The organism is Paracoccus sp. SJTW-4, from assembly GCF_047716885.1.
Classification (GTDB): domain Bacteria; phylum Pseudomonadota; class Alphaproteobacteria; order Rhodobacterales; family Rhodobacteraceae; genus Paracoccus; species Paracoccus solventivorans.
Window position 1 is genome coordinate 2,748,573 of sequence record NZ_CP136681.1, and the last position, 21,460, is coordinate 2,770,032.

The window sequence follows — 21,460 nt, forward strand, 5'->3', positions numbered from 1 at the left end:
GGCTCAGTTCCCGCCCAGGCGGCGAGAGCCCATATGCGCGGTCAGCACCGCGGCATGGGCCGGCTCGATCCGCGCGATGATGCGGGCGCCGGCGTCGGGCTGGACCCGGGCCAGGATCTCGGCGGCGAAATCGGGGGGCAGCGCGGCCAGGATCAGCGCGGCATCGGCGGGTTTCATCGCGTCATAGACGGCGATCAGCCGCTCGATTCCAGCGGCGGTGCCGCTGTCGCGGGCCGTGCGGGCATCGCCCATCGACGCCTTGGCCTGTTTCAGCGCCGCCAGGCGGCGCAGCAGCTGTTCCTCGGCGGCGGCCAGATCATCCTTGCGGCGGTCGAGATCGGCCAGCACCCGGTCCACGGCGATGCCGCGCAGCCGCAGCGTCTCGGACAGCGCCACCGCCTCGGGTACGTCGGTGCAGCCGCCCAGCAGCGCGCCGGGCGCCGCCTGCGCCATCGGCGCGCGTGCAAGCCAGCCGCCGGCCGCCGCGGTCATGCCGACGGCCAGCAGGGTGAGACAGGTCCAGAACAGCCGGCTAGGCATCCGCCACCTCCGTTGCGCGGCGGCGGCGCAGTCTGCGCGACTGGGCGGCCGGCGGCATGAATTGCTGTTGCAGCGCCCAATAGGCGCGTTCGGATTTCGCCTTCTCGATCTCGCGCGCGAGCCCGTCCGAGGCGTGGGTGGCCCCCGCCTGCGCGGCGGCCAGCGCGGTTTCCAGCCGGGAAATCTCGGCCGCCATCACCGCGATGGCCCCGCCCAGCCCGGTCTCGAGATCGTTGAGCTTGCGCAGCCTGCGCGCGAGAAGATGGCAGAAGCCCGCGACCGACAGCCCGGCGACCACCAGCGCGGCCTGAATGAAAAGCGTCATGGTCATTGGATTCGGAACTCGGTGATCAGCAGGTCGCGGACGGCGGCCTCGCCCAGGATGAAGCCGGTCCGCGTGGCCAGCTCCTCGCGGATGATTTCCAGGATGCCGCGGCGACTGAACGCCACCGGATCGACCTGGGAAAGAAAGCCGTTAAAACTGTCGGCAATTCGCGGCATCAGCAGCCGGGCGGTGTCGGCTGCGGCGGGGTCGATCTCGACCACCACCGCCAGCGCCAAGGTCTGCGTGCGCTCGCCCGGGATGGTCAGGATGATTCGCGGCACGTCCAGGAACACCGCGACCGGCGCGGCCTGCGGGGGCGACGCTGCGGGGGCCAGCAGGGACAGGGGCGACAGCAGCCCCGTATAGGTGACGCCGAATCCCGCCGCGAGTGCCAGCACCGGCAGCAGTATCGGCAGCAGCCGCCTGCCCAGCGGCCGCGGCGGCGAGTCTTCGATCGGTTCGCTGATGTCGGTCATCTGATTCTCCGTCCTGTGAGGAACGGATAACAGCTTCCCACTAACCGATTCTTAATCGGCGCCGTGCAATCACCATCCCGTCGAAGCGAGAAACGATTCGAAAGGGCGCCGGGGAATGCAGAAGCTGGCCGAATACTGGAATGAACGCAGCGGCAGCCAGAAACAGCTGATCGTCGCTGCGTTCCTGATCACCTTTTTGGCGGTGTCGGGGTTTGCCTGGCTGGCCAACCGCACGCCGATGGCGCTGCTTTACGGCGGGCTCGATTCGGCGCGCGCGGGCGAGGTGATGGCCGAACTGGACCGTACCGGGGTGAAATCCGAGATCCGCGGCGATTCGATCTGGGTCGACGCGGGGCAGCGCGACCGGATGCGGATGACGCTGGCGGGAATGGGGCTGCCCTCGGCCGGGGGCGCGGGCTACGAGATTCTGGACGGGATGTCCGGTTTCGGCACCACCTCGCAGATGTTCGACGCGGCCTATTGGCGCGCCAAGGAGGGCGAGCTGGCGCGCACCATCCTGACCGTGCCCAACGTCAAGGCGGCGCGGGTGCATATCGCGCCCCCCGCGGTGCGCGGCTATCGCAGCCAGGCGGGGGGCGCGGCCTCGGTCACCGTGACCATGGGTGCAGGCACGCTGGACGCGCGGCAGGCGCGCTCGCTGCAATTCCTGGTGTCCTCGGGGGTGCCGGGGCTCGACCCCGAGCGGGTCAAGGTCATCGACAGCGCCCGCGGCATCGTCTCGACCGGCGAGGAAACTGTGGCCGCCGACCGCGCCAGCGAGATGAAGCGCAATGTCGAGCGGATTCTCGAGCCTCACGTCGGCCCCGGCAATGCCATCGTCGAACTGAATCTGGAGCTGGTCACCGAGACCGAGCAGCTGTCCGAGCAGACCTTCGACCCGAATGCGCGCGCGCTGGTCTCGCAGGAAAGCGAGGAAACCAGCGACCAGTCCTCGAACGCCGAGCAGGGGGCGGTGACCGCGTCCTCGAACCTGCCCGAGGGCACCGGCGCCGGCGGCGAGCAAAGCAAGACCAGCAGCTCGGAAACCCGGCAGCGCCAGAACTTCGAGGTCAGCCGCGTCACCCGCGAGGTGCTGCGCCAGCCCGGCGCGACGCGGCGGCTGACGGTGGCGGTGCTGGTGAACGGCACCGAGCAGAAGGCCGCCGACGGCACTGCAGCCATCGTCCCGCGCAGCGAGGCCGAGCTGGAGGCGCTGCGCGAGCTGGTGGCCTCGGCGGTGGGGTTCGACGAGGCGCGGGGGGATGTGATCACCGTCAAGTCGCTGCCGTTCTCGGCGATCGGCGGCGACGGCACCCTGGCCGAGCCGCGCGGCATCCTGGCCAGCCTGGCGCTGAACGACCTGGCCCGGCTGGCGCTGATCGGGCTGTTCGCGCTGGCGGTCGCGCTGGTGGTGCTGCGCCCGGTGCTGCGCGCGCGGGCGCCGTTGGTTGCGCTGGATGATTCGGGCCCCGCCCCGCGCGCGGCCTTGGCGCCGGCGCTGCCCGCCGCAACTGCGGAGCTTGGCGACGGCGCGGCCCGGCTGCCGGCCCCCAGCGTCGCCATCACCCCGGCCGAGTTCGAGCTGCCGCCCCCCGTGGCCCAGGCCGATGCGGTGGCGCGGCTGCGTGAGCTGATGCGCGAGCGGCAAGAGGAAAGCGTCCGCATCCTCTCGGGCTGGATCCGGCAGAAGGAAGAAGCGTGATGGGCGCCGTCCTGCAACTCGAACGATTCGACCGGGATGCGATGGCGACCCCGGTCTTTCGGCAGGCCGAACTGGACGCGGCCTTTGCCGAGGGCGTGGCCGAGGGGCTGCGCCGCGCGGAATCGCAGCGCGCCGACCGGCTGTGCGAGGTGCTGGCCGAGCTTTCCGCCAGCCTCGACACCGGCCGGGCGCTGCGGGCGCAATCGCAGGCCGAGCAGATGCGGGCGCTGGCGCCGCTGCTGGACGCGCTGTTCGACCAGCTGCTGCCGGCAGTGGCGCGGATCAGGCTGCGCGATGCGGTGCTGGCGCAGCTTGCCGAGCTTGCCGGCACGGTCTCGCCGCTGGGCGTCAGGATTCGCTGCGGCCCTGACACCGGGGCCTTCCTGTCGGCGAACCTGGCGCGGCTGGGGCTATCCGCCGTGCAGGTCGACGACACCAGCACCGACGGCAGCGTCGAGGCCGAGATGACCGGCGGAGAGATCCTGTGGGACGAGGCCGCGCTGGCCGGGCAATTGCGCCGGCTGATCGAAGACATGATGGAGACGGACTGACATGGACCTTGGACACACGCTCATCCCCACGCATCAGATCCAGGTCGAGATCGCGATCCGCATCGGCCGCACAAGGCTGTCGGTGGCCGAGCTCGCCCGGCTGCAGGCCGACGACGTGCTGCCGCTGGACCAGGACGCGATGGACGGGGTCGAGATCTGCGTCGGCGACCGCGTGGTCGCGCGCGGCGAGTTGGTCGACCACGGCGGCGAGGGCCGGCTGGGGGTGCGGATCCTCGGCCCGGTCGAGCCATGAGCCCTCGGGCCCGGCTGCGTGTTCCGGCCCTGCTGACGATGCTGCTGTTGGCGGCTGCACCCGCGGCGGCGCAGGAGTTCGGCAATTTCGCCGCCGGCGCCGCTAACGGGATCGGTCAGAACGCCGTGCTGCTGCTGGCCGGTCTGACGCTGCTGTCGCTGGCGCCAGGACTGGCGATCATGGTGACCTGCTTTCCCTTCATCGTGACGGTGCTGTCGATCCTGCGCCAGTCGATCGGGCTTCAGCAGTCGCCGCCGAACATGCTGATCGTCAGCTTGGCGATGTTTCTCAGCTGGTACGTCATGGACCCGGTGCTGCGCGATGCCTGGCAGCTGGCCGGGGCGCCGCTGCAGCGCGGCGAAATCGCACTGGACGCGGCTTTCGAGCGCGGGATCGAGCCCTTTCGCCGCTTCATGGCCGAGCGCATCGACCCCGACACCATGCTGGCGCTGGCCGAGGTCGCGCCGCGGCCCGCCGCAGGCCAGCCGGCCAGCCTTGACCCCGAAACGGCGCCGCTGTCGCTGCTGGTGCCGTCCTTCATGCTGACCGAGATCGAGCGCGCCTTTGCGATCGGGTTTCTGGTGTCGCTGCCGTTCCTGATCATCGACCTGGTGGTGTCGGCGATCCTGATGTCGATGGGGATGATGATGGTGCCGCCGGTGGTGGTGTCGCTGCCGTTCAAGCTGGCGTTTTTCGTGGCGGTCGACGGCTGGGGGCTGATCGCCGCGGCGCTGGTCCGCGGCTATCAGGGGGGCGGGTGATGGCGCCGGCCTCAGGCGGCCAGGCCGCGCGCCCCCATCTCGAGGTATTTCTGCCGCCGCTTGCGGATCAACTCGGGGCGCTTGAGCTTGCGCAGGTCGCCCAGCAGCCGCGCGATCTCGTCGCCGACCTGCCTGATCGCCTCCTCCGGGTCGCGCTGCGCGCCGCCCGTCGGCTCCGGGATCACCGAATCGACCACGCCCAGCTTGCGCAGGTCCTGCGCCGTCAGCTTCAGCGCCTCGGCCGCCTCGCGCATCTTGTCGGCGTCCTTCCACAGGATCGAGGCGCAGCCCTCGGGCGAGATCACCGAATAGATCGAATGCTCCAGCATTCCCACGCGGTCGGCGGTGGCAAAGGCGACCGCGCCGCCGGACCCGCCCTCGCCGATGATGATGCTGACCAGCGGCACCCCGATCTGCAGGCATTTTTCCGTCGAGCGGGCGATCGCTTCGGATTGGCCGCGCTCCTCGGCACCCTTGCCCGGATAGGCGCCGGGCGTGTCGACCAGCGTGATCACCGGCAGGCCGAAACGGTCGGCCAGATCCATCAGCCGGATCGCCTTGCGATAGCCCTCGGGGCGCGCCATCCCGAAGTTGCGGTGGATGCGCGAGCGGGTGTCGTTGCCCTTTTCATGCCCGATCACCACCACCGCCTGGTCGCGGAACCGCCCCAGCCCGCCCATCACCGCATGGTCGTCGCCAAAGGCGCGGTCGCCGGCAAGCGGTGTCCATTCGGTGATCAGCGCCTTGATATAGTCGATGCAATGCGGCCGGTCGGGGTGGCGCGCGACCAGGGTTTTGCGCCAGGGATCCAGGTTGCGGTACAGGCTGCGCAGCATGTCCTCGGCCTTGAGGTCGAGGGCCGCGGCCTCTTTTTCCAGGTCCACGCCCTCGCCCTTGCGGGCCAGCGCACGCAGCTCTTCGGCCTTGCCTTCGAGATCGGCCAGCGGCCGTTCGAACTCCAGATAGGTCATCGTCGCGCCTCTCGGTGGTCGGCTGGTTTTATGATGGCCCCGGGCGCGGATTGCAACGCAAGAGCCCGGCATCGCCGGGCACGCGGCAATCGGGCGCGCGGGCGCTCTAGGGGGCAGGTCCCGGCCGGCGGGTCATCTGGCGTCGGCCCAGCGGTCCAGCGCAGCTTCGTCCGCTTCCTGGGCGGCAACCCAGCCGCGCGGGCCGTCGGGGCTGATTTCCTGTTTCCAGAACGGGGCGCGGGATTTCAGCCAGTCCATCAGGAAATCCGCTGCGTCGAATGCGGCGCGCCGGTGGCGGGCGGCGGTGGCCACCATCATGATCGGCTCGCCCACCGCCATGCGGCCGTGGCGGTGCACGATCAGCACGTCGCTGAGGCCGAAGCGTTCGACCGCCGCCTGGGCGTGGCGGGCCAGCGAGGCCTCGGTCATGCCCGGATAATGCTCGATTTCCAGCGCCTTGAGCCCGTCATCGCCGCGCACCAGCCCGGTGAAGGTGACGACCGCGCCGGCGCCGGCGCCAAAGCCCTGCGTCAGCGCTGCGGCGTCGAAGGGCTCGGTCTGCACGAGGATCCGCATCAGCCCCCCGTCATCGGCGGGAAGAACGCCACCTCGCGCGCGCCCCCCAGGGGGGCGTCGAGGTCGGACAGCACCTGGTCCACCGCCACCCGCACCGCGCCCAGGTCGGACAGCGCCGCAGCGTGGCGCTCGCCCCGGGCGATCAGCTCGGCCACCAGCTCACGGACGGTTTCGGCCGAGGTCTCGACCCGCTCACGCGGGGCGCCGATCCGTTCGCGCAGCCATGCGAAGTAAAGAATATCCAGCGTCATTTCGCGTCCTTCAACCAGGGGAGGGCCTTGCGGAAATAATCCCACCCGGTGATCGCGGTCAGGATCGCCGCGATCCACATCAGCAGCAGCCCGGCCTGGGTCGCGAGGTCGGACCAGTCGGTCGACCAGGGCAGGCTGCGTTCGCCGACCCGCGGCGGGTGCCCGGTTTCATAGTAGTCCAGCCCCGTGCCCATGAACATGGTGGCGATGGCGATCATCTGGGCGGTGGTCTTCCACTTCGCAAGCCGGGTGACCGCAAGATGCCGGGAATCCGAGCCGAGGAACTCGCGCAGCCCGGCGACGAAGACCTCGCGGAACAGGATCACCGTGGCGGGCAGGATCAGCCAGGGGTTCATGCCGGAATAGCCTGTGATCACAACCAGCGCGATCACCACCATCGCCTTGTCGGCGATCGGGTCCATGGCGGCGCCGAAGCGGCTTTCCTGCTGCCAGCTGCGCGCCAGATGCCCGTCGATCCAGTCGGTGATCGCGGCGACCACGAACAGCGCCAGCGCCGCGAAATCGGCAAAGGGACGGCTGAAGTACAAGAACATCAGCGGCACGCCCGGGGCTGCGAGCAGCCTCAGCAGGGTCAGGATATTGGGTACGGTCCATCTCATGGCGACAGGCTAGTGCCTTGGCGGCGGGGACGAAAGTCCCCTCGATCACTTCTTCGTCGCGACATCGTCGTCCCCGAACAGCCCCTTGAGCCCGCGGGCGATCAGATTGCCGACCCGGGGGCGGGGCTGGCGGATGAAGGGCAGGGGGCGGCAGACCTCCATCGCGGCGATGCCGACGCGGGCGGTCAGCGCCCCATTGACCACGCCCTCGCCAAAGCGGCGGCTGACCTTGGCGAGGATGCCGCCGCCGGCGACGGTGTGGATCAGGTCGTCGCCCGCGGCCACCGCGCCGGTCGCGACCAGATGCGCGATGACGGTGCGGGCCAGCCGCCAGCCGCCCACCGCCCCGGCGCGGCCGCCATAGATTTCCGCCATCCGCCGGATCATCCGCAGATTGGCGGCCAGCGCGGCGAGGATGTCGACCAGCGCCAGCGGAATCAGCGCGGTGGCGGCGGCGACGGTGCGGGCGGCGGCCTCGATCTCGCGCCGCGCCTGTTGGTCGAGGGGGGCGAGCAGCGCGGCCTCGGCCTGGGCCAGCACCAGCTCGGCATCGACCGGCTCGGCGCGGTGGGCGGCGAGGGTTTCGCGGGCGCGGGAGAGTTCCGGGCGGCGGGCATAGAGCGCGTCGAGCCGGTCCACCACCGCATTCGCCTGTGCCAGATCGGCCGCGGCCAGCGCCGCGCCTGCGTCGCGGGCGATGGCGTCGATGCGGCCGAACCGCGCCCAGGCAGCATATTCGCGCACCGCCACCATCAGCGTGGCAACGGTGAAGGCGGCGAACAGCCCTACCCCGATCCAGCCCAGGATGGGCGAGCGCGCCAGCAGCCCGTCGAAGAACCGCAGCGCCGCCATCGACAGCACGAAGGTCAGCAGTGCGGCGAGGCTGTTGAGGAAGAACCGCGTCACCGCCGAGGAGCGGGTGCCGGCGATCCGCATCATAACCTGCATCGCCCTTGGATCGGGCAGGGGCAGTGGCCCGTCGTCGATCGCGGGCGCATCGGCGGGGGAGGGGCCGGGCGGCGCATCCTTGAGACGCGGCGCGCGCGCGTTGCGGGCGCGTTGCGGGGCGGTGGTGGCAGGGTCTGCGCCGGGGTTTTCTGTGGTGCGGCCGGAGCCTCCGGCGGGGATATTTGGGGACAGAAGAGGGGGCTGTGCGGAGGGTGCGGGCGCTGCGCCGGCCGGGGAGTTGGGCGAGCCGGCCGGGGGCGCATCGCTGTCATGTGGAGCCGGATGTCGCGCAGAATCCGGTGCAGCTGGGCTGGCGCCGGGGGCCGCACCTGGGGCGCCGCCGTGGCCGGCGTCGGGGGCAGCCCCGGGGGTGTACTCGACCAGCAGCGGGCCGCGGCGGGGGGCGGAGGGCTCAGCCATGGGCGCGCCGTCCTGCCTTGTCGATGCCGGATACGGAAATCATTTCCATGTGAGTTGCTCCCCTCTACAGCCGGTCGCCGATCAGGAACTCGGCGGCGCGGTCCATGCGGATATGCGGCGGCCCGGCGCCGGGGCGCAGCGTGTCGGGGGCGGGGGCGAAGTTCATCACCTCGTAATCCGCGTCCAGCCAGTGGCTGGCGCCCTCGGCCGCCGGGCGCAGCAGCTCGGCGGGGTTGTCGGGCAGTTCCCCGGGGTAGAGCGCGGCCTGCCGCCCGTCCATCAGCGTGCCGCGGACCGCCGGGAAATCCTGGCCGTCTTGGTGGAGGATCTCCTCAGTCGTGCTGCGCAGGGCGGCGATGGCCAGCGCCTCGGTCCGGGCGCCCTGGAAATCGGCGCGGTCGCGGGCCTCGCGCAGCATCGCGGTCAGGATCGCGGCCAGCCGCGGGTGTTGGGTGTGGTGCAGGTGGTCGGCCTTGGTCGCCGCAAACAGGATGCGTTCCACCCGCCGCGTGCCCAGCAGCTGCGCCAGCCAGCCCGCCCGGCCCGGGCGAAACGCGGACAGGATGTCGGCCATGGCGCGGCGCATGTCCTCGACCGCGCGGGGGCCGGCGTGGACGGCGCCCAGCACGTCGACCAGCACCACCTGCCGGTCGATGCGGGCGAAATGGTCGCGGAAGAACGGGCGCACGACGCGGGACTTATACGCCTCGAACCGGCGGCGGAACTCGCGCCACAGGGGCGAATCGGGTTGCTCGGGCAAGGGGGCAAAGGTCAGCGCGGGCGAGCCCTCCATCTCTCCGGGCAGCAGGAAGCGGCCGGGGGTGGTGTCGGAAAACCCGGCGTCGCGGGCGGCGGCGAGATGGGCGACATAGGCGCGGTTCAGCTGCTGGGCGGCCGGTTCGTCGAACCGCGCGGCCGGGTCGATGCGGGCAATTTCAGCAAGGAAGGCGTCGGCGCCGGGCCGGCCCTGCATCCGTTCCAGCACTTCGGCCGACCATTGCGCAAAGCTGCGGTCCATCAGCCGCAGGTCCAGCAGCCATTCGCCGGGATAGTCCACGATATCCAGATGCAGGTTCCGCGTGCGCTTCAACCCCGACAGCACGCCGCGTGGTTGCAGGCGCAACGACAGCCGCAGCTCGCTGACATGGCGGGTGCCCTCGGGCCAGTGGGGGTCGGGGCCGGTCAGCGCGGCCAGGTGGCGTTCAAAGTCGAAGCGGGGCACGGTGTCGTCGGGCTGCGGCTGCAGCCAGGCCGCCGTGATCGAGCCATCTGCCGCCGCCCGCAGCCCCGGCATCCGGCCGCGGTCCAGCAGATTGGCGACCAGCGAGGTGATGAACACAGTCTTGCCCGCGCGCGACAGCCCGGTGACCCCCAGCCGGATCACCGGGTCGGACAGGCCGAGGCCGCGCATCAGATTGCCGGCGGTATCGGTCAGGGCCATGCGGTGCTCCGGTCAAATCAATGGGTTTCAGATAGGCGGTCGCGGGGGTAACGGCCAGATGCCGCGGCGGGTTGCGACGGTGCGACCGGGGCGCTGCCCCGGGGGCTTTGCCCCTTCCTCGCTGGAAATGGTCCGCCGGACCATTTCCCGGGCGCTCGGGAGCCCGGGATATTTACAGACAGAAGATGCTCGCCGGTTTGCAGCCGCGGGCGATTTCCGTCACCAGAGGCGGATGGACGAGAGACTGCCCATTGACGAGGTGATCCCCGCGCTGCGGGCGGCGCTGTCCGCGCAGGGGCGGGCGGTGCTGGTGGCGCCGCCGGGTGCGGGCAAGACCACGCGGGTGCCGCTGGCGCTGCTGGACATGATCCCCGGCCGCATCGTCATGCTGGAGCCGCGGCGGCTGGCGGCGCGGGCGGCGGCTGAGCGGATGGCCGCGACCCTGGGCGAAGCGGTGGGCGGGCGCGTCGGCTATCGCATCCGCGGCGAATCGGTGCCGGGCAGCCGCATCGAGGTGGTGACCGAGGGCATCCTGACCCGGATGATCCAGTCCGACCCTGAACTCTCGGGCATCGGCTGCGTGATCTTTGACGAGTTCCACGAGCGCAGCCTGAACGCCGATCTGGGGCTGGCGCTGGTCTGGGAATCCCGCGCGGCACTGCGCCCCGATCTGGCGCTGCTGGTGATGTCCGCGACGCTGGATGCCGCGCCGGTCGCTGCGCTGCTGGACGGGGCGCCGGTGGTGCGATCCGACGGGCGGGCGTTTCCGGTGGAAACCCGCTTTCTGCCCCGCCCGTTGCCCGCTGGCGCCCGGCTGGTGCCGGAGGCGGCGCGGCTGATCGCGCAGGCCGAGGCCGAGACCCGCGCGCTTGGCGGCAGCATCCTCGCCTTCCTGCCCGGCGAGGGCGAAATCCGCCGTGTCGCCGCCATGCTGGACGTGCCGGCCGAGGTGGTGCCGCTTTATGGCGCGATGGAGCTGGCGGCGCAGCGGGCGGCGCTGGCCCCTGCAAAGGCGCGGCGGATCGTGCTGGCGACGGCGATTGCGGAAACCTCGCTGACCATTCCGGGGGTGACGGTGGTGGTCGATGCCGGGCGGGCGCGGCGGGCGCGGTTCGATCCGGGATCCGGCATGACGCGGCTGGTGACCGAGCGGGTTAGCCGGGCCGAGGCCGAACAGCGCCGCGGCCGCGCCGGGCGGGTGGCGCCGGGCATCTGCTATCGCATGTGGGCGCAGGCCGAAGAGGGCGTCTTGCCTGCCTTCGCGCCGCCCGAGATCGCCACCGCCGATCTGGCCGCCCTGGCGCTGGAGCTGGCGGCCTGGGGTTCCGACAGCGGGCTGGCGTTCCTGACCCCGCCGCCCGCCGCCGCGCTGGCCGAGGCGCGGGCGCTGCTGACCGGGCTGGGCGCACTGCGGGACGGGCGGATCACCGGCCACGGGCGGGCGCTGGTGGCGCTGCCGGTGCATCCGCGGCTGGTGCATATGCTGCTGCGCGCGGGCCGTCGCGCCGCCGATCTGGCCGCGCTGCTGGCCGAGCGTGACCCGCTGCGCGGAGCGCCCGCCGATCTGGCGCTGCGGCTGGCAGCCTTGCGCGACCCGCGCGCCTATGCCGACCGCCACCCCTGGCCGCTGGATCGCAGCGTGCTGGAGCGTATCCGGGCCGAGGCTGCACGGCTGCGCCGGCTGGTTCCCGACCGCCCCCCGATGCCCGCGGGCGCCATGGCGGCGCTGGCCTATCCCGACCGCATCGGCCTGCGCCGCAAGGGCGAGGCGCCGCGCTACGTGCTGTCGGGCGGCAAGGGCGCGGTGCTGGCCGAGGGCGACCCGCTGGGGGCCGAGCGGCTGATCGTCGCCACCGACCTTGATGGAGATCCCCGCGAATCGCGGGTGCGGGGCGGGGTGGCGCTGGCGGAATCCGACCTGCGCGCGCTTTACGGCGACCGGATCGAGACCGTCGAATCGGTCAGCTGGTCGCGGCGCGAGGGCCGCATCCTCGCCCGCCGGCAGGAGGTTTTCGGTGCGCTGGTGCTGTCGGACCGCGCCCTGGACGACCCCGACCCGGATGCGGTGGCGCTGGCGGCGTGGCAGGGGCTGGTTGACCTCGGCCTGCCCTGGACCCGCCCGGCCGCGCGGCTGCGGGCGCGGATCGCGCTGGTCGAGGGGCTGGCGGATGTCTCTGACGCCGCGCTGCTGGCCGACCCCGGCTGGCTGCTGCCGTGGCTGGGGCGGATGCGCAGCGCCGCCGATCTGCGGGCGCTGGACCTGACCGACGCCCTGAAGGCGCTGATCGGCTGGGATGGCCAGCGCCTGCTGGACCACGCCGCGCCCGCTGCCTTTACCACGCCGCTGGGCCGGCGCATCCCCATCGACTATGACGCCGAGACGCCCACCATCGAGGCGCGGCTGCAAGAGCTGTTCGGCGTCACCACCCACCCCATGGCCGGCAGCCGTCCGCTGCGCATCCAGCTGCTGTCGCCGGGCGGCAAGCCGGTGGCGGTGACCACCGACCTGCCGGGGTTCTGGCGCGGCGGCTATGGCGACGTGCGCAAGGACATGCGCGGCCGCTATCCGCGCCACCCCTGGCCCGAGGACCCGACCGCCGCCGACCCGACGCTGCGCGCCAAGCCGCGGGGGACGTGACCGCTATTGCAGATCGGCGAATGCCGCCTGCAGCCGCTCGACCGCCTCGACCACCCGTGCCCGCGGCGTGGCGAGGTTGAAGCGCATGTGCCCCGCGCCGCCCAGACCGAAGCTTTCGCCGTGGTTGGCGGCGATGCGCGCGCCCTGCTCGATGCGGCGATGCAGCTCAGTGGGGGGCATGCCGGTGGCGGTGAAATCGACCCAGGACAGATAGGTCGCCTGCAACTGCATCGGCCGCACCCCCGGAATCCCGGCCAGCCCGCGGTCGAAAATCTCGGCGTTTCCGGCGATATAGCCCGTCAGCGCATCGACCCAGGCCGCGCCCTCGGGCGAATAGGCCGCGGTGACCATCGGCAGCCCGAACAACCCCGGAGAAATCCCCAGCGCCATCATCCGCGCCACGTATCGCTGCCGCAGACCGGGATCGGTGATGATGGCATTGCCGGTATGCGCGCCCGCGATGTTGAAGGTCTTGGTGGCCGCGGTCAGCGTCACCAGCCGGTCCGCGACCCCCGGCGCGGCCAGCGCGGTCACCGTGTGGCGCGGCGCGCCGGGCAACACCAGGTCGTGGTGGATCTCGTCCGAGACCAGGATCAGGTCGCGCTCGCGGCAGAAATCCGCGATCTCGCGCAGCTCATCCGCGGACCAGACCCGCCCGCCGGGGTTGTGCGGCGAACACAGGATCAGCATCTTTTCACGGCCGCTCAGCCGCGCGGCCCAGCCCTGCCAGTCCAGCGCATATTGCCCGTCCCGCAGCGCCAGCGGCAGTTCCGTCACTTGCCGCCCCGCGGCTTTGATGACGCGGGCAAAGGCATGATAGACCGGCGTCATCAGCGCCACCGCCTCGCCCGGCTGGGTGAAGGCGTCGACGGCCAGGGCGGTGCCGTTGACCAGCCCGTGCACGGTCAGGATGTCCTCGCGCCCGATCTGCCAGTGGTGGCGGGTCCGCATCCACCAGCGGATCGCGTCCAGATAGGGCGCATTCTCGCCCGGATAGCCGTAGACCCCATGGGCGACGGTGCGTTCCAGCGCCCGGCGCACGCCGGCAGGTGCGGCGAAATCCATGTCGGCCACCCACATCGGCAGCGCGTCGGGCGTGTCCAGCCCAAAGACATGGGCCATGTCGTCCCATTTGTTCGACATGGTGCCGCGGCGCTCGATCGGCGTGTCGAAATCGGGGGCGGGGAAATCGGATTCGGCGTGAACGGGGCGGTTCTGGGGGGTCATCGGCTTCTCCTGTCGCGGTCCGAGCATAGCGGGTTGTTGCGCGGCCGGAAGCCATGGCCTATCTGCCACGCATGACGCGCCCCATTCTTCTGTTCCCCGACCCCCGCCTGCGCAAGCCCTGTGCCCCCGTGGGCCGGATCACGCCCGAGATCGAAACCCTTGCCGCCGACATGCTGGCGACGATGTATGCCGCGCCCGGCGTCGGGCTGGCCGCGCCGCAGGTTGGCGTGCTGAGCCGGCTGTTCGTCATGGACTGCAACAAGGACCCAGAGGCGCCGCGCGCGCCGGTGGTGATGGTGGACCCCGAGGTGGTTTCGGCATCCGAGGCGCTGAACGCCTATGAGGAGGGCTGCCTGTCCTTCCCCGATCAATATGCCGAGGTCACCCGCCCGGCCGAGGTGCGGATGCGCTGGACCGGGCTCGACGGCAAGACGCATGAGCGCGACTTTGACGGGCTGTGGGCGACCTGCGCCCAGCACGAGCTCGACCACCTGAACGGGCGGCTGTTCATCGACCATATCGGCCCGATGAAGCGGCAGATGATCTCGCGCCGCATGACCAAGATGAAGCGCGAACTGGCGCGCGCCTGATGAGCGTCCGCGCCTGCATCCCCTATGCCGACCGGCGCCTGCACCGCCCGGCCGCGCCGGTCGAGGCGGTGACGGACGAGATCCGCGCCATCTGGGCCGACATGATCGACACGATGGAAGCGATGCCGGGCGTGGGCCTTGCCGCGCCGCAGATCGGGGTGATGCTGCGGCTGGCGGTGGTCGATGCCTCGGCCGAGCGCGGGCAGGCGGTGCGCATGGCCAATCCGCAGGTGCTGCACGAATCGGTCAAGCTGCGCGCGCATGAGGAAGCCTCGCCCAACCTGCCCGGCGTCTCGGCGACAATCGAGCGGCCGCGGGCGGTGACGGTGCGGTTCCTGAACGCAGAGGGCGAGGTCGAGGAACGCGATTTCGTCGGGCTGTGGGCGACCAGCGTGCAGCACCAGATCGACCATCTGGACGGGCGGATGTTCGTGGACCACCTGTCGCCGCTGCGCCGGCGGATGCTGGTCGCGAAATCGGCGAAGTTTTCGCGCGGATAGGTGCTGTCGGACCGGGGCGCTGCCCCGGACCCCGGGATATTTTCATGATGAAGAAGGAGCGGGCGATGCGCGTCGTGTTCATGGGAACGCCGGAGTTTTCCGTCCCCGCCCTGCGTGCGATCGCCGCGCGGCATCAGGTGGTCTGCGTCTATTCGCAGCCGCCGCGGGCGGCCGGGCGCGGGCAGAAGCCGCGGCCCTCGCCGGTGCAGGCGGCGGCCGAGACGCTGGGGATCGCGGTGCGCACGCCGCTGCGGCTGAAGGACGCCGAGGCGCAGGAGGAGTTTGCGGCACTGGGCGCCGATGTGGCGGTGGTGGTGGCCTACGGGCTGATCCTGCCGCAGCCGGTGCTGGACGCGCCGCGGCTGGGGTGCCTGAACATCCACGCCTCGCTGTTGCCGCGCTGGCGGGGGGCGGCGCCGATCCATCGCGCGGTAATGGCGGGCGATGCCGAAACCGGCGTCGCCATCATGCAGATGGAGGCCGGGCTGGACACCGGCCCGGTGCTGGCCGAGGCACGCACCGCCATCGGGGCCGAGGAAACCACCGCCGATCTGCACGACCGGCTGGCGGCGATGGGGGCGGCGCTGATCGTCGACGTGCTGGACCGGCTGCCCTTGCCCGCGCTGCCGCAGCCGGCCGAGGGCGTGACCTATGCTGCCAAGATCGACAAGGCCGAGGCCAGGGTCGACTGGACCCGCCCGGCCGCCGAGGTGGACCGGCTGATCCGCGGCCTGTCGCCCTTTCCCGGCGCCTGGTGCCTGGCGGCGGGCGAGCGGCTGAAGCTGCTGCGTTCGCGCGTGGTGGCGGGGTCGGGCGCGCCGGGCGAGGTTCTGGGCGGCTTCACCGTCGCCTGCGGCGAGGGCGCGGTCGACATTACCGAGGTTCAGCGCGAGGGGCGGCGCGCCGTCCCCGCTGCCGAGGCGCTGCGCGGCATGGCGCTGCCGCCCAGGCTGGACTGACGGCTGGACTGATGGCGGCGGGCTTCCCGCGCCGCGCGTTCCGGGCTATCGGGCAGGCATGAGCCTGCGCCCCCATCTGACCGCCACCTTCCTGCTTGGCCTGCCGCTGGTCGGCACCCACGTCGGCCGGATGCTGATCGGCGTCACCGACACCGTGCTGATCGGCCGCTACGGGGTGGTCGAGCTGGCGGCGCTGGTGCTGGCGACCTCGTATTTCTTCATCCTGGTGATGCTCGGCTCGGGCTATGCGCTGGGGGTGATGGGGGTGATCGCCAGCGCCCGCGCGCAAGGCGAGGCGACCGAGCTGCGCCGCGCCACCCGCATGGCGCTGTGGGTGTCGGTGCTGCATTGCGTGGTGATCGCGCCGCTGATGTGGTGGTCGGGGCCGATCCTGATCGCGCTGGGGCAGGAACCGCAGGTGGCGGCGCTGGGGCAGCTGTGGCTGCGGGTAATGCTGTTTGCCATGCCTCCGGTGCTGGCGGGGATGGTGTTCAACAGCTACCTCGCGGCGCTGGGGCGGCCGAACCTGGTGCTGGCGATCACCGTCATCGGGCTGCCGGTCAATGCGCTGCTGAACTGGCTGCTGATCTTTGGCCACTGGGGCCTGCCGGAACTGGGGGTGCGCGGCTCTGGCCTGGCCAGCCTGACGGTCAACTGGCTGCAGCTGGCGGCGCTGGCGGGTTGTGCCGCCTGGCTGCCCGAGGGGCGCGAATATCATCTGTTCCAGCGGCTGTGGCGCCCCGACTGGCCCGCGTTCCGGGGCGTCCTTGCGCTGGGGCTGCCGATCGGGCTGACGCTGGTGGCGGAAACCGGCATGTTCACCGGCGCCAATGTGCTGATGGGCTGGTTCGGGGCCGAGGCGCTGGCCGCCCATGGCATCGCGCTGCAGATCGCCGGGCTGACCTTCATGGTGCATCTGGGCATCTCGAACGCCGCGACGATCCGGGTGGGAACGGCGCATGGCGGCGGCGACGCGGCCGGGCTGCGGCAGGCGGCGCTGGCGGCGATCATCCTGTCGGCGGGGTTCGCGGTGCTGCCGATGACCGCGTTCCTCGCGATCCCCGAGCTGCTGACCGGGCTTTACCTGAACCCGTCCGACCCGCGGGCGCCGCAGATCGTGGCGCTGGCAGCCTCGCTGATGGTCTATGCGGGGCTGTTCCAGCTGGTCGATGCGATGCAGGCGATCGCGCTGGGGATCCTGCGCGGGATGCAGGACACGCGGGTGCCGATGTGGCTGGCGATCTTCAGCTACTGGCTGGTCGGGCTGCCCGCGGGCTGGGCGCTGGCGTTTCTGCTGGGGATGGGGCCGCCCGGCCTGTGGCTGGGGCTGCTGTGCGGGCTGAGCGCGGCGGCGGTGCTGCTGATGACGCGGTTCTGGCGCGCGGCGCCGCGGCTCGATGGCGCCGCCGCTCTGGTCCGGGGCGTGCAACCCCGCTAGACTGGGCGCGTCCCGCCATCCGAGGTTCCCATGCGCCCCGTCTTCGTCCAGTTCCGCTGCACCCCCGGCAAGACCTATGAGGTTGCCGACGCCATCTACGACCGCGAGGTCGTCAGCGAGCTCTATTCGACCTCGGGTGAATACGACCTGCTGGCCAAGGTCTATGTCCCCGAGGATCAGGACGTCGGCCACTACCTGTCCGAGCGGCTGTTCGACATTCCCGGCATCAGCCGGACGCTGACCACCATGACCTTTCGGGCGTTCTAGGCCGCGCGTTCGGGGCCAGGCGCGTCGAGGCTGCGCAGCAACTCGGCCAGCTCGGCTTCGGCCACCAGCGTCGCGGCCTCGGAGGGCGGCATCCAGCGGCGGGTGCGCTGGCCCTGTTCCGGAAAGTCCTCGGCCAGTTCCAGCACCGGCACCAGGAAGCTGCGCACCTCGACCGGGATCGGCGGCCCCTGGCCGTCGTCCGGGATCTTGTCATAGCGGTAGCTGCCGATCTCCTGCGCGTCCTCGGCGCGGACGCCCGCTTCCTCCCACGCCTCTTGCAGCGCGGCCTCGGCCAGGCTGCGGTCGGGCATGGTCCAGCCCTTGGGGATGATCCAGCGCCCGGTGCCGCGGCTGGTGATCATCAGCACCTGTCCGGTTTCTGGATCATGGCAGATCGCGCCGACCTGCAGGGCGCGGTCGCGCCCCGCCAGCAGCCGCCGCAGACGGCGCCCCCAGGACTTCATTCGCCGTCCCTTTCGACCGGGCCGCGCAGCGACTTGATGGTGCCGCGGATCGTCTTGGCGGCCAGCCGGCGGCGCTGGCTGCCCAGCGTCGGCCGGGTGGGGATGCGCGGGCGGGGCGCGACCAGCGCCTTGCGGATCAGCTCGGCCAGCCTTTCGCGCGCGATCTCGCGGTTGCGGGCCTGGCTGCGGGTGTCCTGCACCGCGATCACGATCGCCCCGTCCGAGGTCCAGCGCCGCCCGGCCAGCCGCCGCAGCCGCGCCTTGACCGGCGCGGGCAGATGCGGCGAGCGCTCGGCCTCGAACCGCAGCTCGACGGCGGTCGAGACCTTGTTCACGTTCTGCCCGCCCGGCCCCTGGGCACGGGTGAACTGCTCGGAAAGCTCCCAATCGGCAAGGGTGATGGTGTCGTTGATGCGCAGCATGGAGGCAAGATGCGGGCGCGCCGTGACAATGGAAAGGGGCGCGGCGGGGAATATTGTGCGGGCTGGGCAGGCGGGCGGCAATCTGTGCGCCTGCGGCCGGGCGGGCGCAGCGGGCGGCAGGGCGCCGGGAGCGGCGTGGAGCCGGTGTGGTGCCGGGGGTCTGAAGTGCGACGGACATGGGGGAGAGCGTGGGCGCATGCCGGCGAACGGTTCTGGAAGGTCGGGTCGGGCGGGGATGTGCGAGAGGGACATCGGCAGCCCCCGGGCCGGGCGCGCGGTGTAGGCCCAGCGGTGGCGATCCGGAAAGGCCGCGGCGCAGGGGCGGCCATGCGGCGGCTGCAGAGCCGGGCGGCGCGAGTACGGACGGCGCCGGAAAAGCCGGGATTTCCCAAGCGCACATGCTCAGGCCGCTCGGCCATGGCCGAGCGAGTCGTGGCGCATCGCGCCGTCCTTCACCGCCCGCGCCAGCACTGCGACCGCGACCGGCCCGGCGCCTGCGGCCTCCAGCGCCTCTGCCGCCGCGGCGAGTGTTGCGCCCGAGGCCATCACGTCGTCGATCAGCAGCACCGGCCGCCCGGCCAGTGCCGCTTGCGCCCGTCGCGCCACGGTGATGGCGCCGCTGACATTGGCGAAGCGGTCGGCGACCGAGCGGTGGTCCTGCATCGGGGTGTGGCGCTGGCGGCGCAGTGCCGCCGGCAGCACGCGCAGCCCATGTGCCCGCGCCACCGCGGCGGCCAGCAGCGCGGCCTGGTTGTATTTGCGCCGCAGCAGCCGCAGCGGATGCATCGGCACCGGCACGACCAGCGTCTCGGGCCCGACCAGCGGCGCGGCTGCCACCGCCAGCCAGCGCCCCAGGGCCGGGGCCAGGTCGGGGCGGTCCGCGTGTTTCAGCGCCAGCGCCAGCCGCCGGCCGGTGCCGGCATAGACCAGCGACGCCCGGCCCTGCGCCCAGGGCCGCGGCGTCGCCAGGCATTCGTCGCAGGCCAGCGGCTCCTCCCCCTCGGCCGCGAGACCGGGCAGCGGCGCCCCGCAGCGGTCGCAGATGCAGCCGCCGATGAAATCGGCCTCGCCCCAGCAGGTCGGGCAAAGCGCCCCCGAATCGGCCACCGGCCCGCCGCAATCAAGGCATTGCGGTGGAAACACTGTCGCGACCGTGGCTTTCATCGCCGGGCGAAGCGCCTTAATGTCCAGCCTCATGTCTGCGTCGTACCCCTCACAACCCACGGCCCCGCCGCGCCTGACCGACCGCGCCGCGCTGCTGCGCAACCGCGCCCGCGCCGACCGTGCCGGGCGCGAGGACTGGCTGCACGAGCTGGCCCTGGCCGAGGTGCAGGATAGACTCGCAGACATTAACAGAAGGTTTACCGCCGCCGCCGTGGTGACCGGAAATCCGGATTTCTGGCACGCAGCGATGCCGGGGGCGCGGGTGGTGGCGGATGGGCCGGAACTCGACCTTGACCCTGCCGCGCACGACCTTGTGATCCATGCGCTGGCCCTGCACTGGGCCGACGACCCGGTGGGGCAGATCGTGCAGGCGGCGCGGGCGCTGCGTCCCGACGGGCTGTTCCTGGCGGTGCTGCCGGGCGGGCAGACGCTGGCGCCGCTGCGCGCCGCACTGGCGCAGGCCGAGGTCGAGGTCACCGGCGGGCTGTCGCCGCGCATCGCCCCCTTTGGCGAGATCCGCGATCTGGGCGCGCTGGTCCAGCGCAGCGGGCTGGCGCTACCGGTCGCCGACCAGATCACCCAGGCGGTCAGCTATCGCGACCTGTTCCACCTGGCCCGCGACCTGCGCGCCATGGGCGAGGGCAACGCGCTGGACCGCCGCCTGCGCCGCCCGACCGCGCGCGCGGTGATGTTGCGCGCGGCCGAGATCCTTGCCACCACCGCGCCCGACCCCGACAACCCGGGGCGAATCCGCCTCGGCCTCGATCTGGTGTTCCTGACCGGCTGGGCGCCGGCCGAGAACCAGCAAAAACCCCTGCGCCCCGGCTCGGCCCAGATCCGCCTTGCCGATGCGCTGAGCAAGAGGACGACATGAGCCAGCCATCGCGCCCGCACGACGCCCGCCGACCCGAGCACGCCCCCCCCGACCACCCGGCGCTGCCGCAGCCGAAGATCGGGGTCCTCGTCGCCAATCTGGGCACCCCCGACGGCCATGATTACTGGTCGATGCGCCGCTATCTGAACGAGTTCCTGTCCGACAAGCGGGTGATCGACTATCCCGCGTGGAAGTGGCAGCCGCTGCTGCAGACCGTCATCCTGACCAAGCGCCCCTTCACCTCGGGCGCGAACTACAAGCTGATCTGGAACAACGAGGCGGACGAAAGCCCGCTGATGACCATCACCAAGCAGAAGGTCGCCAAGCTGGAACAGGCCGCGGCCGCGCGCTGGGGCGACCGGGTGATGGTCGATTTCTGCATGCGCTACGGCAACCCCTCGACGCAATCCGTGGTGGACCGGATGGTCGAGGCAGGCTGCGACCGCATCGTGTTCCTGCCGATGTATCCGCAATATGCGGGCGCCACCTGGGCCACGGCGAACGACCAGTTCTTCCGGGCGCTGATGACGCAGAAATGGCAGCCCTCGGCCCGGGTCTGCCCGCCCTATTTCGACCGCCCCGACTATATCGAGGCGCTGGCGCAATCGGTGGAACGCACGCTGGCCGGGCGGCGCCCACAAAAGCTGGTAGCGTCCTATCACGGGATGCCGGTGCGCTATCTGCACGAAGGCGACCCCTATTACTGCCAGTGCCACAAGACCACGCGGCTGCTGCGCGAGCGGCTGGGCTGGGACGAGGATGCCATCGACACTACTTTCCAGTCGGTCTTCGGGTCCGAGGAATGGCTGCGCCCCTATACGGTCGAGCATGTGGCGGAACTCGCGCGGCGCGGCATCACCGACATCGCGGTGATCTCGCCCGCCTTCAGCGCCGACTGCATCGAAACGCTGGAGGAGATCAACGGCGAGATCCGCGAGGCGTTCGAGGCCGCGGGCGGGCATGGCTTCACCTATATCCCCTGCCTGAACGACGACGATGCGCATATCCAGGTGCTGACCGAGGTCATCGCGGAAAATCTGGCCGGCTGGGTGGAGTAGGCCCCGGGGCGGACGCAGCTGCGG

At 71.5% G+C, this 21,460-nt stretch carries 25 protein-coding genes; 12 read left to right on the top strand and 13 right to left on the bottom strand.

Annotated features, from left to right (window positions below):
• Nucleotides 1-3: 3 nt before the first annotated feature.
• From RSP45_RS13505 to RSP45_RS13515, 3 genes are read right to left on the bottom strand one after another with little or no spacing between them, the layout of a single operon-like run.
• Nucleotides 4-540, bottom strand: coding sequence for a MotE family protein (locus RSP45_RS13505; protein WP_415392322.1), 537 nt, complete (start codon nt 538-540; stop codon nt 4-6).
• The gene (locus RSP45_RS13510) at nt 533-865 is read right to left on the bottom strand and encodes a hypothetical protein (protein WP_234952052.1); all 333 of its coding nucleotides are present in this window, start codon (nt 863-865) and stop codon (nt 533-535) included. The genes RSP45_RS13505 and RSP45_RS13510 overlap by 8 nt, the downstream gene beginning before the upstream one ends.
• A 2-nt stretch (nt 866-867) precedes the next feature.
• A complete protein-coding gene (locus tag RSP45_RS13515) occupies nt 868-1,341 on the bottom strand; it encodes a flagellar basal body-associated FliL family protein (RefSeq protein WP_415392323.1) in 474 nt (157 codons plus the stop codon).
• Between the two features lie 115 nt (nt 1,342-1,456).
• On the opposite strand from RSP45_RS13515, the gene fliF reads away from it, so the two are divergent.
• The 4 genes from fliF to fliP are packed head-to-tail and all read left to right on the top strand — an operon-like array spanning nt 1,457 to nt 4,608.
• Nucleotides 1,457-3,043, top strand: a complete 1,587-nt coding sequence (gene fliF, locus RSP45_RS13520) for a flagellar basal-body MS-ring/collar protein FliF (RefSeq protein ID WP_415392324.1) — start codon at nt 1,457-1,459, stop codon at nt 3,041-3,043.
• The gene (locus tag RSP45_RS13525) at nt 3,040-3,594 is read left to right on the top strand and encodes a hypothetical protein (RefSeq protein WP_415392325.1); all 555 of its coding nucleotides are present in this window, start codon (nt 3,040-3,042) and stop codon (nt 3,592-3,594) included. Before fliF ends, RSP45_RS13525 begins: the two co-directional genes overlap by 4 nt.
• Nucleotide 3,595: 1 nt before the next feature.
• The gene (locus RSP45_RS13530; protein ID WP_073066950.1) at nt 3,596-3,847 is read left to right on the top strand and encodes a FliM/FliN family flagellar motor C-terminal domain-containing protein; all 252 of its coding nucleotides are present in this window, start codon (nt 3,596-3,598) and stop codon (nt 3,845-3,847) included.
• Nucleotides 3,844-4,608 carry a flagellar type III secretion system pore protein FliP gene (gene fliP / locus RSP45_RS13535; protein WP_415392326.1) on the top strand — a complete coding sequence of 255 codons (765 nt, stop codon included), beginning with the start codon at nt 3,844-3,846 and terminating at the stop codon, nt 4,606-4,608. Before RSP45_RS13530 ends, fliP begins: the two co-directional genes overlap by 4 nt.
• An 11-nt stretch (nt 4,609-4,619) precedes the next feature.
• Here fliP and RSP45_RS13540 read toward each other — a convergent pair whose 3' ends face one another.
• The 6 genes from RSP45_RS13540 to RSP45_RS13565 form a co-directional block, all read right to left on the bottom strand.
• On the bottom strand, nt 4,620-5,579 hold the full coding sequence (locus tag RSP45_RS13540; protein ID WP_303728766.1) for an acetyl-CoA carboxylase carboxyltransferase subunit alpha: 960 nt from the start codon (nt 5,577-5,579) through the stop codon (nt 4,620-4,622).
• A gap of 132 nt (nt 5,580-5,711) precedes the next feature.
• A complete protein-coding gene (locus RSP45_RS13545) occupies nt 5,712-6,155 on the bottom strand; it encodes a molybdenum cofactor biosynthesis protein MoaE (protein ID WP_415392327.1) in 444 nt (147 codons plus the stop codon).
• Nucleotides 6,155-6,400 carry a molybdopterin converting factor subunit 1 gene (gene moaD / locus RSP45_RS13550; RefSeq protein WP_073067258.1) on the bottom strand — a complete coding sequence of 82 codons (246 nt, stop codon included), beginning with the start codon at nt 6,398-6,400 and terminating at the stop codon, nt 6,155-6,157. The genes RSP45_RS13545 and moaD overlap by 1 nt, the downstream gene beginning before the upstream one ends.
• Before the next feature lie 2 nt (nt 6,401-6,402).
• Entirely contained in the window at nt 6,403-7,026 is a 624-nt protein-coding gene (gene pgsA / locus RSP45_RS13555; protein ID WP_073066939.1) for a CDP-diacylglycerol--glycerol-3-phosphate 3-phosphatidyltransferase, read from the bottom strand.
• Between the two features lie 45 nt (nt 7,027-7,071).
• Entirely contained in the window at nt 7,072-7,974 is a 903-nt protein-coding gene (locus RSP45_RS13560) for a YcjF family protein (RefSeq protein WP_415392328.1), read from the bottom strand.
• 484 nt (nt 7,975-8,458) lie between these two features.
• Nucleotides 8,459-9,835 carry a YcjX family protein gene (locus RSP45_RS13565; protein ID WP_415392329.1) on the bottom strand — a complete coding sequence of 459 codons (1,377 nt, stop codon included), beginning with the start codon at nt 9,833-9,835 and terminating at the stop codon, nt 8,459-8,461.
• 232 nt (nt 9,836-10,067) lie between these two features.
• Here RSP45_RS13565 and hrpB point away from each other — a divergent pair, with 232 nt between their 5' ends.
• On the top strand, nt 10,068-12,473 hold the full coding sequence (gene hrpB / locus RSP45_RS13570) for an ATP-dependent helicase HrpB (RefSeq protein ID WP_415392330.1): 2,406 nt from the start codon (nt 10,068-10,070) through the stop codon (nt 12,471-12,473).
• 3 nt (nt 12,474-12,476) lie between these two features.
• Here hrpB and RSP45_RS13575 read toward each other — a convergent pair whose 3' ends face one another.
• Nucleotides 12,477-13,700, bottom strand: coding sequence for a MalY/PatB family protein (locus tag RSP45_RS13575; RefSeq protein ID WP_415392331.1), 1,224 nt, complete (start codon nt 13,698-13,700; stop codon nt 12,477-12,479).
• Between the two features lie 71 nt (nt 13,701-13,771).
• On the opposite strand from RSP45_RS13575, the gene def (RSP45_RS13580) reads away from it, so the two are divergent.
• The 5 genes from def (RSP45_RS13580) to RSP45_RS13600 all read left to right on the top strand — a co-directional run bounded on the left by def (RSP45_RS13580) (nt 13,772) and on the right by RSP45_RS13600 (nt 17,454).
• Nucleotides 13,772-14,290 carry a peptide deformylase gene (def, locus tag RSP45_RS13580; RefSeq protein WP_415392332.1) on the top strand — a complete coding sequence of 173 codons (519 nt, stop codon included), beginning with the start codon at nt 13,772-13,774 and terminating at the stop codon, nt 14,288-14,290.
• Complete coding sequence (gene def / locus RSP45_RS13585) at nt 14,290-14,790, top strand: peptide deformylase (RefSeq protein WP_415392333.1); 501 nt, start codon at nt 14,290-14,292, stop codon at nt 14,788-14,790. The genes def (RSP45_RS13580) and def (RSP45_RS13585) overlap by 1 nt, the downstream gene beginning before the upstream one ends.
• Nucleotides 14,791-14,855: 65 nt before the next feature.
• Nucleotides 14,856-15,749 (top strand): methionyl-tRNA formyltransferase, encoded by an 894-nt coding sequence (fmt, locus tag RSP45_RS13590; protein WP_415394072.1) that lies wholly within the window; start codon nt 14,856-14,858, stop codon nt 15,747-15,749.
• A gap of 58 nt (nt 15,750-15,807) precedes the next feature.
• Nucleotides 15,808-17,187, top strand: coding sequence for an MATE family efflux transporter (locus RSP45_RS13595; RefSeq protein ID WP_415392334.1), 1,380 nt, complete (start codon nt 15,808-15,810; stop codon nt 17,185-17,187).
• Nucleotides 17,188-17,217: 30 nt separating this feature from the next.
• Nucleotides 17,218-17,454, top strand: coding sequence for an Lrp/AsnC ligand binding domain-containing protein (locus RSP45_RS13600; protein ID WP_090847912.1), 237 nt, complete (start codon nt 17,218-17,220; stop codon nt 17,452-17,454).
• Here the strand turns inward: RSP45_RS13600 and RSP45_RS13605 are convergent.
• The 3 genes from RSP45_RS13605 to RSP45_RS13615 all read right to left on the bottom strand — a co-directional run bounded on the left by RSP45_RS13605 (nt 17,451) and on the right by RSP45_RS13615 (nt 19,537).
• Nucleotides 17,451-17,918 carry an NUDIX hydrolase gene (locus RSP45_RS13605; RefSeq protein ID WP_415392335.1) on the bottom strand — a complete coding sequence of 156 codons (468 nt, stop codon included), beginning with the start codon at nt 17,916-17,918 and terminating at the stop codon, nt 17,451-17,453. The two genes, RSP45_RS13600 and RSP45_RS13605, sit on opposite strands and share 4 nt — an antisense overlap.
• Complete coding sequence (arfB, locus tag RSP45_RS13610; protein WP_303730232.1) at nt 17,915-18,340, bottom strand: alternative ribosome rescue aminoacyl-tRNA hydrolase ArfB; 426 nt, start codon at nt 18,338-18,340, stop codon at nt 17,915-17,917. Before arfB ends, RSP45_RS13605 begins: the two co-directional genes overlap by 4 nt.
• 402 nt (nt 18,341-18,742) lie before the next feature.
• Nucleotides 18,743-19,537, bottom strand: a complete 795-nt coding sequence (locus tag RSP45_RS13615; protein WP_415392336.1) for a double zinc ribbon domain-containing protein — start codon at nt 19,535-19,537, stop codon at nt 18,743-18,745.
• Between RSP45_RS13615 and RSP45_RS13620 the strand changes: the two genes are divergently transcribed.
• Together RSP45_RS13620 and hemH are read left to right on the top strand one after the other, a co-directional pair.
• Nucleotides 19,536-20,378 carry a class I SAM-dependent methyltransferase gene (locus RSP45_RS13620; RefSeq protein WP_415392337.1) on the top strand — a complete coding sequence of 281 codons (843 nt, stop codon included), beginning with the start codon at nt 19,536-19,538 and terminating at the stop codon, nt 20,376-20,378. The genes RSP45_RS13615 and RSP45_RS13620 overlap by 2 nt on opposite strands.
• Complete coding sequence (gene hemH / locus RSP45_RS13625; RefSeq protein ID WP_415392338.1) at nt 20,375-21,436, top strand: ferrochelatase; 1,062 nt, start codon at nt 20,375-20,377, stop codon at nt 21,434-21,436. Before RSP45_RS13620 ends, hemH begins: the two co-directional genes overlap by 4 nt.
• Nucleotides 21,437-21,460 lie beyond the last annotated feature (24 nt).

Bases quoted from the DNA above. Each gene is read 5' to 3' on its own strand.
- RSP45_RS13505 (WP_415392322.1), bottom strand. From the start codon at position 540: ATGCCTAGCCGGCTGTTCTGGACCTGTCTCACCCTGCTGGCCGTCGGC.
- RSP45_RS13510 (WP_234952052.1), bottom strand. From the start codon at position 865: ATGACGCTTTTCATTCAGGCCGCGCTGGTGGTCGCCGGGCTGTCGGTC.
- RSP45_RS13515 (WP_415392323.1), bottom strand. From the start codon at position 1,341: ATGACCGACATCAGCGAACCGATCGAAGACTCGCCGCCGCGGCCGCTG.
- fliF (WP_415392324.1), top strand. From the start codon at position 1,457: ATGCAGAAGCTGGCCGAATACTGGAATGAACGCAGCGGCAGCCAGAAA.
- RSP45_RS13530 (WP_073066950.1), top strand. From the start codon at position 3,596: ATGGACCTTGGACACACGCTCATCCCCACGCATCAGATCCAGGTCGAG.
- fliP (WP_415392326.1), top strand. From the start codon at position 3,844: ATGAGCCCTCGGGCCCGGCTGCGTGTTCCGGCCCTGCTGACGATGCTG.
- RSP45_RS13540 (WP_303728766.1), bottom strand. From the start codon at position 5,579: ATGACCTATCTGGAGTTCGAACGGCCGCTGGCCGATCTCGAAGGCAAG.
- RSP45_RS13545 (WP_415392327.1), bottom strand. From the start codon at position 6,155: ATGCGGATCCTCGTGCAGACCGAGCCCTTCGACGCCGCAGCGCTGACG.
- pgsA (WP_073066939.1), bottom strand. From the start codon at position 7,026: ATGAGATGGACCGTACCCAATATCCTGACCCTGCTGAGGCTGCTCGCA.
- RSP45_RS13560 (WP_415392328.1), bottom strand. From the start codon at position 7,974: ATGCAGGTTATGATGCGGATCGCCGGCACCCGCTCCTCGGCGGTGACG.
- RSP45_RS13565 (WP_415392329.1), bottom strand. From the start codon at position 9,835: ATGGCCCTGACCGATACCGCCGGCAATCTGATGCGCGGCCTCGGCCTG.
- hrpB (WP_415392330.1), top strand. From the start codon at position 10,068: ATGGACGAGAGACTGCCCATTGACGAGGTGATCCCCGCGCTGCGGGCG.
- RSP45_RS13575 (WP_415392331.1), bottom strand. From the start codon at position 13,700: ATGACCCCCCAGAACCGCCCCGTTCACGCCGAATCCGATTTCCCCGCC.
- def (WP_415392332.1), top strand. From the start codon at position 13,772: ATGACGCGCCCCATTCTTCTGTTCCCCGACCCCCGCCTGCGCAAGCCC.
- def (WP_415392333.1), top strand. From the start codon at position 14,290: ATGAGCGTCCGCGCCTGCATCCCCTATGCCGACCGGCGCCTGCACCGC.
- fmt (WP_415394072.1), top strand. From the start codon at position 14,856: ATGCGCGTCGTGTTCATGGGAACGCCGGAGTTTTCCGTCCCCGCCCTG.
- RSP45_RS13595 (WP_415392334.1), top strand. From the start codon at position 15,808: ATGAGCCTGCGCCCCCATCTGACCGCCACCTTCCTGCTTGGCCTGCCG.
- RSP45_RS13600 (WP_090847912.1), top strand. From the start codon at position 17,218: ATGCGCCCCGTCTTCGTCCAGTTCCGCTGCACCCCCGGCAAGACCTAT.
- RSP45_RS13605 (WP_415392335.1), bottom strand. From the start codon at position 17,918: ATGAAGTCCTGGGGGCGCCGTCTGCGGCGGCTGCTGGCGGGGCGCGAC.
- arfB (WP_303730232.1), bottom strand. From the start codon at position 18,340: ATGCTGCGCATCAACGACACCATCACCCTTGCCGATTGGGAGCTTTCC.
- RSP45_RS13620 (WP_415392337.1), top strand. From the start codon at position 19,536: ATGTCTGCGTCGTACCCCTCACAACCCACGGCCCCGCCGCGCCTGACC.
- RSP45_RS13615 (WP_415392336.1), bottom strand. From the start codon at position 19,537: ATGAGGCTGGACATTAAGGCGCTTCGCCCGGCGATGAAAGCCACGGTC.
- hemH (WP_415392338.1), top strand. From the start codon at position 20,375: ATGAGCCAGCCATCGCGCCCGCACGACGCCCGCCGACCCGAGCACGCC.